General features: G+C 37.0%; 9 protein-coding genes. 5 read left to right on the top strand and 4 right to left on the bottom strand.

All coding sequences use genetic code 11. The features are described 5' to 3' along the window. Position 1: 1 nt before the first annotated feature. On the bottom strand, positions 2 to 895 hold the full coding sequence (locus tag MTF66_RS09220; protein WP_010389173.1) for a cation diffusion facilitator family transporter: 894 nt from the start codon (positions 893 to 895) through the stop codon (positions 2 to 4). Positions 896 to 1,118: 223 nt separating this feature from the next. On the opposite strand from MTF66_RS09220, the gene MTF66_RS09225 reads away from it, so the two are divergent. The 4 genes from MTF66_RS09225 to MTF66_RS09240 all read left to right on the top strand — a co-directional run bounded on the left by MTF66_RS09225 (position 1,119) and on the right by MTF66_RS09240 (position 6,042). Continuing rightward, positions 1,119 to 2,543 (top strand): diguanylate cyclase domain-containing protein, encoded by a 1,425-nt coding sequence (locus MTF66_RS09225; RefSeq protein ID WP_248527070.1) that lies wholly within the window; start codon positions 1,119 to 1,121, stop codon positions 2,541 to 2,543. 175 nt (positions 2,544 to 2,718) lie between these two features. Next, positions 2,719 to 3,570: a patatin family protein gene (locus tag MTF66_RS09230; RefSeq protein WP_248527071.1), complete on the top strand. Its 852-nt coding sequence runs from the start codon at positions 2,719 to 2,721 to the stop codon at positions 3,568 to 3,570. 206 nt (positions 3,571 to 3,776) lie between these two features. After that, complete coding sequence (locus MTF66_RS09235; RefSeq protein WP_248527072.1) at positions 3,777 to 5,801, top strand: ATP-binding protein; 2,025 nt, start codon at positions 3,777 to 3,779, stop codon at positions 5,799 to 5,801. A gap of 49 nt (positions 5,802 to 5,850) precedes the next feature. Further along, positions 5,851 to 6,042 carry a DUF3185 family protein gene (locus tag MTF66_RS09240; RefSeq protein WP_008115648.1) on the top strand — a complete coding sequence of 64 codons (192 nt, stop codon included), beginning with the start codon at positions 5,851 to 5,853 and terminating at the stop codon, positions 6,040 to 6,042. Positions 6,043 to 6,136: 94 nt separating this feature from the next. On the opposite strand, the gene ahpF is transcribed toward MTF66_RS09240, so the two are convergent. The 3 genes from ahpF to MTF66_RS09255 all read right to left on the bottom strand — a co-directional run bounded on the left by ahpF (position 6,137) and on the right by MTF66_RS09255 (position 10,747). Next, the gene (gene ahpF, locus MTF66_RS09245; protein WP_248527073.1) at positions 6,137 to 7,714 is read right to left on the bottom strand and encodes an alkyl hydroperoxide reductase subunit F; all 1,578 of its coding nucleotides are present in this window, start codon (positions 7,712 to 7,714) and stop codon (positions 6,137 to 6,139) included. A 161-nt stretch (positions 7,715 to 7,875) separates the two neighbouring features. After that, complete coding sequence (gene ahpC, locus MTF66_RS09250) at positions 7,876 to 8,445, bottom strand: alkyl hydroperoxide reductase subunit C (RefSeq protein WP_008115650.1); 570 nt, start codon at positions 8,443 to 8,445, stop codon at positions 7,876 to 7,878. Between the two features lie 199 nt (positions 8,446 to 8,644). Then, complete coding sequence (locus MTF66_RS09255; RefSeq protein WP_248527074.1) at positions 8,645 to 10,747, bottom strand: EAL domain-containing protein; 2,103 nt, start codon at positions 10,745 to 10,747, stop codon at positions 8,645 to 8,647. Positions 10,748 to 11,030: 283 nt separating this feature from the next. Here MTF66_RS09255 and MTF66_RS09260 point away from each other — a divergent pair, with 283 nt between their 5' ends. Then, entirely contained in the window at positions 11,031 to 14,561 is a 3,531-nt protein-coding gene (locus MTF66_RS09260) for an ATP-binding protein (RefSeq protein ID WP_248527075.1), read from the top strand. Positions 14,562 to 14,588 lie beyond the last annotated feature (27 nt).

A 14,588-nucleotide genomic window follows, 5' to 3' on the forward strand; every position in this document is an offset into this window, starting at 1 on the left:
ATTAATGTATGTGCTTGCATTCATAGCTTTCGATTTGAAGAACACTATTACGTACATTAAATTTATCTGCAAGCAGTTTGATTACTTTTAAGCGACACTCTTCATCATGTTTTTCTATAGTGCAATGCTGCTTTAACACCACATGAGCCCCCACTATCACCTTTTTATTTTTACGAACAACAGTCACATTGTGCACATTTGCTACATGCTCCATAGTCGTTATTTCTGTTTCGATATCAGCAACATCAGGTAACTTCGCTTTATTCGAATGCAACCCTTTGATACAGCTAACAATGACCTTAATACCCGTAAACAATACAAATGATGCAATTAACATACTCGATAAAATATCAATTACATTCCAGCCTGTTATATAAATGAGTACACCGGCAGCAAAAGTAGAGACCGTTGATATTAAATCAAAAAACGAATGTAAAAATACCGCATACACATTAATACTAGCCTTACGGCCTTTATACAGCACCCATGCTGCCGCACCATGAAATAAAAAACCAATAGCAGCAATCACCGACATTAAATAACTATTTATAACCAACTCATGCCCACCTTTATGATGCATAAAGCGCTCAGCTCCCTCATACAAAATAAGTAAACTAATGGCTAGATAGAGAATTCCGTTGATCAGACCACCGATTAATTCAGCTTTTTGGTGACCGTCGTTGTAAGTTTTAGCCAGATGAATAGCGAAGCTTGAGGCAATAAGTGCTATAAATAGCGAACTGTTATGAACAAATAAGTGGCCGGCATCAGCAAGAACAGCCAGTGAATTAGCATAATAAGCACCTATAAGCTGAATAACCATAAACGAACAGGTAATTGCAAGTGCAATTAATAGACGGCGACGGGAGGCGTGATGTGTAGTTATTTCTGTCATGAAATATAAAAGGCCTTTACTGAAAACGAAGTAAGCTCATGAAATAAAGCAAATTGGGAAATACGTAATGATATACAATCACAATTGTAATACGTAGGCCAAATAAACGCACTAAAAACTTAGTAAAATACAAAAAACTGTACTAAAAATAACTAAGCGGATACAAAAATAATAATTAATTCATAAATATGGGTAGTTTTCATATTTTAATGCGGAGAAACAAGTGAGCCATGACTCAAACAATACAATTTGGCAGATTTTTAATCTAATTAATTTAGCTGTTATTGCTTATGATAATAAAACGCATCACTACACGTTAAACCAACATGCTAAAACACTACTTAATATAAATAGTGATGACGCTGTTAGTAACGATGTTTTTAATAATATTACTCTTCGCGACTTTAATGATGATACGGTGATAACCATTGAGCAATTATTTTCATCAAATATCACAGCTGTTTTATTAGAGTGTGAATTTTCGCCGCAGCTTTTAAATGTTAATCACTCAATAGTTAATGACTCTGTATCTATGATCACTTTAGAGCAAGATCGTACACTTACAGAACAATATAACTTTGATCAAATTATCTCTAAAATTTCTACCAAACTTATTGATATACAAAATGACAATATAGACCAGCAAATTAACTTTGCCCTTAAAGCCATTGGCACTGTACTGAAGGCAGACCGCAGTTATTTATTTGAATTCAACACCGACAACGAAACTATCACTAATACTCACGAATGGGTCAATACGGGTATTATCGCTTGCAAAGACAGACTGCAAAATGTACCCAAAGTTGAACTACCCTACTTTTTTGAAATAATGAATGAGAGTCATCTATTTCAAGTGAATGATATTGAACAATTACCAGCAAAAGCCGACGCTGAAAAAGTTGAATTTAAAGAGCAAAATATTCAATCTGTTTTGTGCATAGGCCTCCGTTTTGATGAAGAGCTAGTAGGCTTTATTGGTTGTGATTGTGTTAAAACAAAACGTAATTGGAGCAAAATAGATTTAATTAGAATAAAGCTCGTAGGCGAAATCATTAATAATGCACTTAAAAATATTAACTATAAAAAAAAGCTACAGTTAACCCAACAGCAATTAATTAACGCCAATATAAAGCTCAATAAATTAGCGAATACCGATGCGCTGACTAATATTGCTAATCGCCGTTTTTTTGATGCTACACTCAAAAGTGAAATTAAACGCTGCGCAAGGCATAGCCAACCCGTTAGCTTAATTATATGTGATATCGACTTTTTCAAACGCTATAACGATAATTATGGTCACCAAAAAGGGGATGACGCATTAAAACAAGTAGCAAGCGCATTAAGCAGTTTATGTAAGCGTGAAGGAGATTTAGCAGCTCGATACGGAGGCGAAGAGTTTGCCATAATTTTACCAGCTTCTAATATAGAGCAATGCCATAATTTTGCTTTATTAATTCAACAAAAAATCAAAGCGTTAAACATTACTCATGAGTTTTCTTGTGTTGCACCTCATATCACACTGAGCTTTGGATACTTTACCAGTTATCCAAAAGGTAACACCAACATGCAAACTATAATAAAAAATGCCGATATCGCTTTATACAAAGCCAAAAAAGCAGGGAGAAATCAAATATGTTCTTTTGAATAACGAATATGTTTATTATTAATTTTTAAGAGCAAGTTATCGCTTCTATTTCTAGCAACCTTTTATATGTTCTTATCCTAACTAATGATAAAAAAGTCCCATATCAGAGTAAAAAGTTGCTCGCACAGTTAGGGCACACTTGGTAGCATAAGTGCATTGTCAAAGGATGGAAGTTAATATGAACAATACCCAGCACGCATTAGTGGTTGAGGGCGGTGCCATGCGCGGTATTTTTGCCGCAGGTGTACTTGATGAGTTTTTAGAGCAGGGATATCAACCTTTTACCAGCTATTTTGGTGTATCAGCTGGTGCTACAAATGTTGCTGCGTATTTATGTAAGCAAGCAACCCGAAACTACAAAGTAATCACTGATTATTCCTGTAGGCCTGAATTTATTAACCTGCCACGATTTGTTAAAGGTGGACACTTGTTTGATTTAGACTGGCTTTGGCAAGAAACAGTACGTGAAATTCCTTTAAATACCGACGAATTCTCGCAATCCCCTCACGACTTTTATATTGTTGCAACGGCAATCGAATCTGGACAAGCTCATTACTTACAAGCAACAGGTAGCGAAATGGTAGAGCAATTAAAAGCCTCTTGCGCTATACCAATAGCTTATCGGGATTATCCAACAATAAACGGGATCGCCATGACCGATGGCGGCGTTACAGATTCTATTCCGGTAAAAAAAGCTTATGAAATGGGGGCATCAGAAATAACAGTTATCCTTTCTCAACCTTTAGGCTATCGTAAAAAAGATAACAAAGTCCCTTGGTTAACCAAACAACTCTATAAAGATACCCCAGCGCTTGCAGAGGCGGCCATACTGCGTTCTAAAAAATATAATGACAGTATTGATTTTTTGCATAATGCTCCACCGGATTGCAAAATAAATATTATTGCTCCACCAGCAGGGTTTAAAGTCGGCCGCACCACTAAAAATCTAGCTATACTCAATTCAGGCTATCAAATGGGCATAAGTGAAGCTAAAACTTACCTAGGTAGCCCTAGGTTGCGTGAGAAATGAACATAAGCTATAAAATCAACCTATAAGAAGTATACAGTGATATAACCTTTGAATTTACAGCTTACTCCAGCTATTAATTTTTAAACCAACGGGGTAATGTAATAAAGAACGATGTGTTCGTCGTCCTATAGCAAAAAAACAGATTAAATTTAGGCATGTTTTTTGCATTAAATTTTTTGTACACACCAAATAAATTAAGGGTTTTTGTGAATTTTCTTCGATGCTTTCATAATATAGTCTCAGATCAGCAGCTAAGCTTTGATCAAAAAATTGCAGACTTACTTGCTTTTGGGCTCGATGTTTTTCAACTCGACTTAGCTATTATCAGCCGCGTAAAAAATGATTCTTATATTGTTTTACATGCCATCACCCCTGACAATTCTCTTGCAATTGGTACAGAGTTTGAATTAAACGGCACCTATTGCACGCATACCTTGTCGGCCAACTCTGCACTCGCATTTCATAATGCGTCGCAAAGTAGTATTGCAAATCATCCATGCTATATTAATTTCCAATTAGAAGCGTACATTGGTGCGCCTATACGAATAGGCAAAGACGTATTTGGAACTGTTAACTTTTCATCTGCTCAAGAATGCGCTCCTTTTAGCGATGAAGCCTATGATTATATTGAATTATTAGCGCAGTGGTTAGGCTCAGAATTGGCGCGCAATCAGGATAAAGTCAATCTCACTAAAAATAGTGACACTTTATTAAAGCTTGAAAACGTAGCAAATATAGGTACATGGGAAGTCGACCTAATAGAAAATACTATTTTTTGGAGCCAACAAACTCGACGTATTCATCAAGCCGAAGAACACTATACTCCAGATATAGAAAAAGCCATTGAATTTTATAAAGCAGGTAAAAGCCGAGACAGTATTAATAAAGCGGTAGAAAAGGCAATATCTACGGGTGATAAATGGCATTTAGAGCTGGAAATAGTTACCGCTAAGCAACAGAACATTTGGGTTTCAACCTTTGGTGAGGCCGAGTTTAACAACGGCCAATGTGTGCGGTTATTTGGTACTTTTCAAGATATAACTGAAGCCGTAAAGTTACGCGAAGAGTTAAAACAAAAAAAAGCGCTTGCTGAACAGCTATTAAAAGATAGAAGTATGCTGTTTGCAAAAATTAGTCATGAGCTACGCACTCCGCTAAATGGCATTACGGGTATGTTAGCGACACTCATTGATGAGCACGATTATGACAAGCGGGCGGAAAAAATTAAAGTCGCCCTGCGAAGTGCTGATATTTTATTGAATATTATCAATGAAGTGCTCGACTTTTCAAAAATAAATCATGGTGAATTAAAACTGGAACCTCACCACTCCCTACTTAAAACGGTATTTACCGATTTGGTTTCTTTATATTCGGTATTGTTTAGCAATAAAAACATTGAACTACGAGCCACTAACCTCATTCCTAATGATGTTTGGGTATACTGCGACACCTCTCGATTAAGCCAAATTGTCTCTAATTTACTGAGTAACGCATTAAAATTTACAGAGCATGGTTCTGTTTCTCTCGATTCACAGTTAGCATTAGATACAAAGCGCCCTTTACTTACAATTAAAATAACCGATACGGGTCGCGGCATGAGTAAAACGTATTTAAACTCATTATTTAAGCCTTTTACCCAAGAGGTTGATGCTAACAACAATAAAGGTGGCACCGGGTTAGGCTTAGCCATAGTTAAAGAGCTCGTTGGTTTTATGAATGGCAAAATTGAGGTAACCAGTGAGGTTAACGTGGGCACATGTTTTACCTTAACTATCCCAATTGAGCTTGGTAAACAACAAACACAAAAACCTAGCCTTAAATTTATTAATAACCATAGTAATAAGCTCTCGGTTTTGGTGGTTGATGATAACGAAATAAATCGCCTGGTATTAGAATCAGCACTGGATAAATTTAATATAAAATCAGACTTTGCTATTGACGGCCAAGATGCCCTGTTAAAATGCAAACAAAAGCATTTTGACCTTATTTTTATGGATTGCATTATGCCTATCATGGATGGTTTTGAAGCCACCAAGCAACTAAAGGCACAAGGTATCTGTGACCCGCAAGAAACTTATATTGTGGCGTTAACTGCTAATGCATCCTCACAAGATAAACTAAACTGTAAGCAAGCAGGCATGGATATGTTTATAGCCAAACCGTTTAAACTGCCAGCGATAGAAGAAGCAATTACAAATACACTAAAAAGACTGGGCGTAGCCACATTATAACAACGAGTGTCGCCCAGATTAATTTGCACTAAAAACACAAAGGATCATTATGACAAATAAAATCATTGGTATTGTACTTATTGTTATTGGCGTAGCACTTGGTATGTGGGGTTATGATGTTTACGATTCTGCAGCTTCACAAGTTACTCGTGCATTCAATGGCGAAACCCCAGTAGAAGCATGGCTTGGCTTTATTGGTGGCGCAGTTTGTATTTTAGTAGGTCTTACCCGACTTAAATAACACACAAAAAAGCCGCCTTTGGAGAGGGCGGCTTGGGTGAACAAACAGCTATGGGTGAGAGCTGTTTTATCAAGAGGCTTACGCTAAAACGCTATTAAGCAGCATTTTGCTCTGCATCGGGTGTTTGGCGAATTAAGTAGTCAAAAGCTCCTAAGCTAGCAGTTGCTCCGGCGCCCATAGCAATAATAATTTGCTTAAATGGCGTATTGGTCGCATCGCCCGCCCCGTATATACCTGGTAACGACGTTGCACCTTTAGCATCAATGAGTATTTCACCAAATTGACTAAGCTCAAGGTCACTCTCTTTTAACCATTCGGTGTTTGGTATCAAACCAATTTGTACAAATATACCGGCTAAAGCTAGCTCCTTACTTTCTCCAGAAACACGATCGGTATAATTCAGGCCTATAACTTTGTTACCATCACCGAGTACTTCAGTAGTTTGTGCATTTTTAATAATAGTAATGTTTTTTAAGCTATTAGCTTTACGAATAAGCACTTCGTCAGCACGTAACGTATCGGCAAATTCAAGCACCGTTACATGCTCAACAATGTTGGCTAAATCAATAGCCGCTTCAATACCTGAGTTACCGCCACCTATTACAGCAACAGGTTTGCCTTTAAATAATGGTCCATCGCAATGCGGGCAGTATGCAACGCCATGGCCTTTATATTGCTGCTCGCCAGGTACGTTCATTTCACGCCAGCGTGCACCGGTTGCTAGCACAAGTGATTTAGCTTGTAATACAGCGCCATTTTCTAAAGTAATATCATAGCCATTACTGCCTTTTTGCAGATTTGCAGCGCGTTGGTTGTGCATTACATCAACATCATATTCTTTAACGTGCTCTTCAAGCTGAGCCACCATTTTTGGCCCTTCGGTTGCTTTTACCGAAATAAAGTTTTCAATGGCCAATGTGTCAGCTACTTGGCCACCAAATCGATCGGCAACCACCCCCGTATTTAGCCCTTTACGTGCAGAATAAATAGCTGCCGAAGCACCTGCTGGCCCACCACCGACGACAAGAACATCAAACACTGATTTTTCATTCAATGCTTTGGCTTGGCGCTGTGCACCTTTGCTATCAACTTTATTTAAAATATCGGTTAGGCTCATTGCCCCTTGGCTAAAAGGTTCTCCGTTTAAGTACACAGCGGGTACAGCCAATATATTTCGTTGCTCTACTTCATCTTGAAACAGAGCACCATCAATCATGGTGGCTTTAATATTGCTTTTTGTAGCAGCCATTGTATTGAGCGCTTGAACCACTTGCGGGCAGGTTTGGCAGCTCAAACTAATATACACTTCAAAATTGAGTGTTTGCTCAAGTGTTTGTATTTGTTCAATGTCATCTTTACTTGCTTTACTAGGGTGACCACCCGTATGTAATAGCGCTAACACTAAACTAGTAAATTCATGACCCATAGGTACCCCTGCAAAGGTAATATGGGTGTTTTTTTGTGGCGAATGCACCACCATTGAAGGTCTGCGTGCCGAAGTATCTGGATTGTTACTCACACTAAACTTATCGCTTAGTGATGCTAAATCATTCGCTAAACTTTCTACTTCTGTTGATTTTTTGCTGTCATCCAAGGCGATAAGCAGCTCAACAGGCTGAGTCAGCGATTCAAAATGGCTTTTTAATTGGTTCTTTATGTTGTTGTCTAACATGGCTTAGCCCCTTACGGAAAAATAAAACAGCAGAACCCCCATGCCATCAGTGCATGTGCGAATTTTAGAAAAGAGTGATGGCGTGGAAGAGTGCCCAGTGAGCCAAGTAGGCTCACTGGTATTAGAGTCATGTTCTACTCTAAATTTAGTGAAGGTAAAGTTTAAATCTTACCAACTAGGTCTAGTGAAGGTGCTAATGTGTCTTCACCTGGCTGCCAAGATGCAGGACATACTTCACCGTCATGAGTGGCAATGTATTGTGCGGCTTGTACTTTACGAACAAGTTCTTTAGCACTTCGACCAATACCTAAATCATGCGTTTCAACAACTTTGATTTCACCCTCTGGGTTCATTACAAATGTACCGCGAAGTGCTAAACCATCATCTTCAATCATTACACCAAAGTTACGTGTAATGCGACCTGTTGGGTCGCCAATCATTGGGTAAGTAATTTTACCGATAGTGTCTGACGTGTCATGCCAAGCTTTGTGAGTAAAGTGCGTATCTGTTGATACCGAGTAAACCTCTACGCCCATTTCTTGTAGCTGTGCGTAATGATCTGCAAGGTCACCTAATTCAGTTGGGCATACAAATGTGAAATCTGCTGGGTAAAAGAAAAAGATAGACCACTTACCTAATACGTCTTTTTCAGTGAGTTCTACAAAGTCACCATTGTGGTAAGCTGTTGCATTGAAAGGTTGTAATTTTGTGTTAATCAATGAAGTGCTCATAGTATTCCTCATTTATGTTTAGTGTATTTAAAAAAGTTAACGCCCTGTGCGTTGGCTTGATTAATACAATAAGGCTATTGAGAAATTAAATAAAATTGATTGTTTAGATTAAAACAATCGATTTTTAAGATTGATGGAGATAAGAAGTTACAATAATTGAATGTGAGCTATCTTAAACTTAAAAATACTAGTTACACCATCAGAAAATGAGATTTTCAAATTCGTTTTCAGGTAAAGCTTTGCTAAACAAAAATCCTTGCCCTTCTTCACACTCAAGCGAAATAAGTGTATCGAGCTGTGCTTGAGTTTCAATGCCTTCACCAACAATCTTTAAATTAAGTGAGTGTGCTAAATGGGTAATTGCTTTCACTATATCTAGGCTTTGCTTATCATCAACCATATCTTTAACAAATGACTGGTCAATCTTTAATACATCAACAGGGAATAGTTTTAAATACGATAGACTCGAATAGCCCGTTCCAAAGTCATCTATCGCTATGCTCAAACCAAGGTTTGAAAGCCCGTTTAATATTCTACTTGTTTCATCAAAATCACTCATTAAAGCGCTTTCTGTCACTTCTAACTCAAGGTAACCACTAGGAAGCTCAGTATCCTCAAGTATTTGCGCTACGCTTTCTATAAATTTAGGATCTGTAAATTGTTTAGCCGCCACATTAACAGCAACTTTAATTGGATGACCTTTATCTAGCCAGCGTTTAGCAGCTCTGCAGCTTTGTTTTAAAACGCTATGACCCAACTTATTTATTAAGCCTGTCTCTTCGGCTAGTGGAATAAAGTGTAACGGCGATATAAAACCGCCCTCCTCATCTCTTAACCTTACTAACGCCTCAGCGCCTATAATTAATTTATTTTTTAGGCAAAGCTTGGGCTGAAAGTGAACTTCCAACGTGTCTTTTTCAAGTGCATTTCTCAAAAGCTTATCTATATTTTGACGTTGATGAAATTCATGTTCTAAGTCATCTGAAAAATAACAAAATCTATCTCTACCGTGCTCTTTGGCTTTATACATTGCTGCATCAGCATGCGACATCATTAATTCGGCAGAATCAGAATCAGTTGGATTAATACTAATTCCCACGCTTATAGTTAAATTAAACTCTCTTCCATCGACACGAAAAGGTTGATGCATTGCATACAAAATATCAGATGCAACAGCATCGACATGACACGCCGATTTAATATCGGGGAGCAATAATACAAATTCATCCCCGCCAACTCGGGCTAAGGTCGTATTTAAATCAACAATAGATTCAAGGCGTTTAGCGACCAGTTTTATGATTTGGTCGCCAACATGGTGTCCCTCGGTATCATTTAAATATTTAAAATGATCAATATCAATTAGCATTAATGCCACAAAAAAACCATTACGCACAGATACCTGACAGGCATGCGCAACGCGATCATGTAATAAAATTCGGTTGGGTAAATCGGTTAATTGGTCATGGTTTGCTAAATGACTCATTTTAACGGCCATCGCAATTGACTCGCTCACATCATGAAAAACTATAATCGCGCCAATAATATTACCTTTTTCATCCCTAATAGGAGAGGCAGAATCCTCAACCCGATGAATTCTGCCATTTAAGCTCGTTAATTGGCAATTAAGCGCCATAGCTACTCTTCGCTGCTCCTTTAAAGCAATAGAAATTGGATTAAGACTTTTATGCTTTGTGGTTGCATCCCGTAGTTGCATAACCTCTGAAATATAATTACCAACAGCTTCATGCATCACCCAGCCGGTCATCATTTCTGCAATCGGGTTCATAAACGTTATTTTTTCGTCTTTGTCAGTTGCTATAACAGCGTCGCCAATCGAGTTGAGCGTAACCCGCAATCTTTCTGATTCAATAGCAAGTAACCGCTGAGAATGCTTTAATTGTTGCTCTTGTGTTTTTAGTTTTAAATGGTTGCCAACGCGTAAACGGCAGACCTTAAGATCGACTGGCTTTTGTATGTAGTCAATCCCACCCAACTCTAAAGACAAATGCTCAAACTTACTTTCATTATGAGAGGTAATAAATATTACCGTTACACCACTGGTTTTGGGATTGTTTTTTAAGCGTCTACACACTTCTAACCCGCTAATATCTGGTAATTCAATATCTAATAAAATAATTTCAGGTAAAAACTGCTGTGCTTTTTCAATTGCACCAAAACCAGTATCGCTGCATATAACTTCTGCGATATCTGATAAAGCCCCCTCTAGAATCATTAAACTAGAAGGTTCATCATCAACAATAAGCACTCGATGCGCAAAGCTTTGATCTACAGTGGTTAACACAATAAAGTCCCATAAAAAAATTAAACAAACGCGACTAAAGTTTAGCTGAGTTAACCTAAACGTCCATTAATTACCTAAAATAAGTACTAACAATATTAAATTAATTGTGTTAGCTACAAGATGTCTATAATCATCTGCAGTAAACAAAAACCAAAACTCCTTTTTAATAGTAAAAACTTTTTTCTTATTTTTTTTATTATTAAGCTCAAACTTGATAAATTACCTATAGTTCTCTAGGTTTAATTATAATTAAATAATGGCTAGTTTTTAATTGGAGTAATGGATGCCAATAAATCTTAAAAAAAGGATAATTCGTCAGGTAAGTAATTACACCCTTTTATTCCCTATTTCTTTATCCGCCATAATTATCTTAATTGTTTTAGCCATTATTATTAATGAAGCAAGTTTATCGCGCTCAGTACTTGGCTCTGTAGAACTAGAAATAATAGACAAAAACCAATCTATTAATTCACAAACACAAGAGGTTATTGAAAACTACCGTCGAGATATTCGTTTTTTACACGCAACCCCTCCAATCAAAGGCTTAGCCAGGGCATCAAATAACAAAGGTGTAGACCCACTAGAGAACACCACCTATGCTCAATGGAAAACAAGGCTTGAAATTATATTTGCAGCGTTTTTAAAAAATAACCCAGATTACGAGCAGCTAAGAATCATCAGTACCAACAAAAAAGGACAAGAACTGGTAAGGGTTGATCGCGTTCAGGGCGCTGTAGAGGTTATAGATTTAAATAGGCTCCAAAATAAAGGAGCGCAAGAGTACTTTACGGCCAGTAGTAACCTCTCTGATGGCGAAATGTATCTGTCTGAAATTTCGTTGAATAGAGAGTACGGTAAAATAGAGTTTCCTTATCGCCCGATGTTGAGGCTATCTATGCCAATTTTTGATGAAAATCAAAATAGATTTGGCTTTATCATAATTAACGTGAATGCTAATAACTTATTAACCCTTTTAAAAAACAGTATTAATACACCATTTCAACTCGCTTTAACTGACAGTAACGGCTATTTTCTATCACACCCAAATAAAGATTTCACCTTTGGTAAAGACCTAGGTAGTGATATTAGTATCAATAATAACTACACTTTTAACCCCGTTGCTAATAGCTCATTGTCGCTTATAAAACCAAAAAATAATGCGCAAACAAGTTATTACACTGCAAGAAAACAAATCACTTTAGCGCTGGGTGAAAAACAAAACTTTTTATCTAGTCACGTTTTAGCGCCTGTTGAGCATATTAAAAATATTGAAATGGAACGTAGAACAAAGCTCTACGCCTTTTTACTTATTTTGGTTATTGTATTAACTATCATTCTCGCATTTTTCAATCGTAGCCTTCGCAAAAGCCAAGAGCTTGCAAATGCGCGCGCACAATCTGAGGCAATTATAACTGGCTCATCTGATGCGGTAATTGGCATTACCAATAACGGTATTGTCTCTAGTTGGAATAATGCCGCAACTCTGATGTTTAAGCTTGGAGAGTTAGAAGCAATTGGAAAACCAATTAATGATTTAAAAATAATAGATCAGCTAAATTTTAACGAGATAATTGAAAAATTCACTGATGGTACTCGTCAATTTAAGCAAGACGCTAGTATCAGTAACGGCTCTACTAAACGCTACTTTTCACTCTCTTTATCAGCCATTATCGATCAATTTGGAATGTTTATTGGTATTGCAATAATAGCCAGAGATGTAACCAAAGAGCGCACCATTGAGAATGAAATAATAAAAGTAAATCATGAGCTTGAAAATAAAGTAGCCATTCGCACTAAAGAGCTCAAACAAGCCAGTGAAGTAAAAAGTGCGTTTATTTCTAATATAAGCCATGAAATGCGTACTCCACTTAATGGCATAGTGGGTACTTTAAACTTAATAAAAAAAGAGCCATTGAGTGAAACACAAAAAAACTATTTAGAAATGACCGAAGTTAGTGTGAGTGCTTTATCTGTATTAATAAATGATATTTTGGATTTATCTAAAATAGAAGCAGGTAAACTAGAGTTGAACTTTAAAGAGTTTAATTTAATAAAATTAATCGAAAGCGTTTGTGGCAGTATGGCTGTTAAAGCTCAGGAGAAAGGCCTCGAATTTGTTTTAGATGTTGTTAATTTAAAATGTAAAACGATTAAAACTGACCCCCATCGTTTTTCACAAATCCTGACTAACTTAGTAAATAATGCGATTAAATTTACTGAAACTGGGTTTATAAAGGTCACCGCTTATTGCGAGCAAACAAGCAATGATACTGTGACCGTTCACGTAAAAGTTACCGATAGCGGTGTGGGCATTGCACAAGAAAACCAGAGCAAATTATTTACCGCCTTTTCCCAAGAAGACAAAAGCGTGGCATCTAAATTTGGTGGAACAGGGCTAGGGCTTTCTATATGCAGACAGCTTTGTAGCCTTCTAGGCGGAGAAATTAGCTTTGAGTCAGAAAAGTCACTAGGTAGTAGTTTTCACATAAAACTAACACTGAGCAATGATGATACAACTCATTATAGTTTTACCCCTCGATTAAAAAACAAAAGCTTTGCTATTGTGACTAAAAATAACGAGTTAACCGACAGCATAAATAATTTAATAGCTGCTTTTTCTGGAAACAGTTTTTCACCTGAACAATTACAACAATCTCTTGTTTCAGATGATATAAAAAACGTACCTTTACCTGACTTTATACTTATTGAACAAGACGACATATTGTTAAAACGTTTAGATGAAATGTGGCCATCTATTGCTAATCATCATGCACTTAAAGTTATTTTATTAGCAAATCGCGGTTATCCGCAAATTAAAACAAGACACGTGCAAACCAGCTTACTTTCTAAACCAATACTTATTTCAGAGTTTTTAAAAACAGTAGCCGATGAACGCAGCCTTGAAGATAAAATAAGTGCTGGTAGCAGCAATATTAATATTAACAAACGCCGTGAATCAGACTCAGTTAAAACTGATAACTCTGACTTTAAAGGGGCACATGTTCTTATCGTTGATGATAACGATATAAATATAGAAGTAGCCGCGGGTATATTGTCATGTTTATCTTTAGAGATAGATACCGCGTCAAATGGCCAACAAGCAGTAGAAAAACTTGTTAACTCGGTGGCCAATAATCATCAATACCACTGTGTATTTATGGACTGCCAAATGCCTATATTGAATGGTTATGATGCAGCAAAACAAATAAGAGCTGGTGAAGCAGCGCCTCAAAATATTGATATTCCCATAGTCGCTATGACTGCTAATGCAATGATGGGTGAAAGACAAAAATGCCTAGATGCAGGAATGAGTGATTACATCACTAAACCAATCTCTGCAGAGGTATTAGTTGCAACAGCTACAAAGTGGTTGTCTTCAACTTTTATAAAAGAGGCTCCATTGGAAAATAATCAGCTTAACGAATTTAATAAACCAATCCCTGATACTTCAGATAGTCAAAGTTTACCTGATTGGGATAAAGATAACGCGCTATCTCGGTTATTAAATAATGAAGAGCTGCTTATAAAAGTATGCGAATTATACCTTCAAAGTACACCAATGAAGCTAGAAGAACTTGAGGATGCAATAAATAACAATAATTTATCGCAAATATCAAAACTAAGTCATGGCTTGAAAGGCTCATCGGGTGATGTAGGTGCGGCTAACTTGCATAAATTATTTGATGAATTAGAAGTAATGGCCAGTGAAAATGCCATGGGCAGTATGAAGAATAAATTAGAGCTCATTCAAACTAGCTACAAAAAACTCGAATCAACCATTAACAGCTACTTAGAGATACAACCCAGTAGTTAGCATTTTGTGGGTAATAATGAATAAACC

This window comes from Pseudoalteromonas sp. 2CM39R (assembly GCF_023161845.1).

Bases quoted from the DNA above. Each gene is read 5' to 3' on its own strand.
- MTF66_RS09230 (WP_248527071.1), top strand. From the start codon at position 2,719: ATGAACAATACCCAGCACGCATTAGTGGTTGAGGGCGGTGCCATGCGC.
- MTF66_RS09220 (WP_010389173.1), bottom strand. From the start codon at position 895: ATGACAGAAATAACTACACATCACGCCTCCCGTCGCCGTCTATTAATT.
- MTF66_RS09260 (WP_248527075.1), top strand. From the start codon at position 11,031: ATGCCAATAAATCTTAAAAAAAGGATAATTCGTCAGGTAAGTAATTAC.
- ahpF (WP_248527073.1), bottom strand. From the start codon at position 7,714: ATGTTAGACAACAACATAAAGAACCAATTAAAAAGCCATTTTGAATCG.
- MTF66_RS09240 (WP_008115648.1), top strand. From the start codon at position 5,851: ATGACAAATAAAATCATTGGTATTGTACTTATTGTTATTGGCGTAGCA.
- ahpC (WP_008115650.1), bottom strand. From the start codon at position 8,445: ATGAGCACTTCATTGATTAACACAAAATTACAACCTTTCAATGCAACA.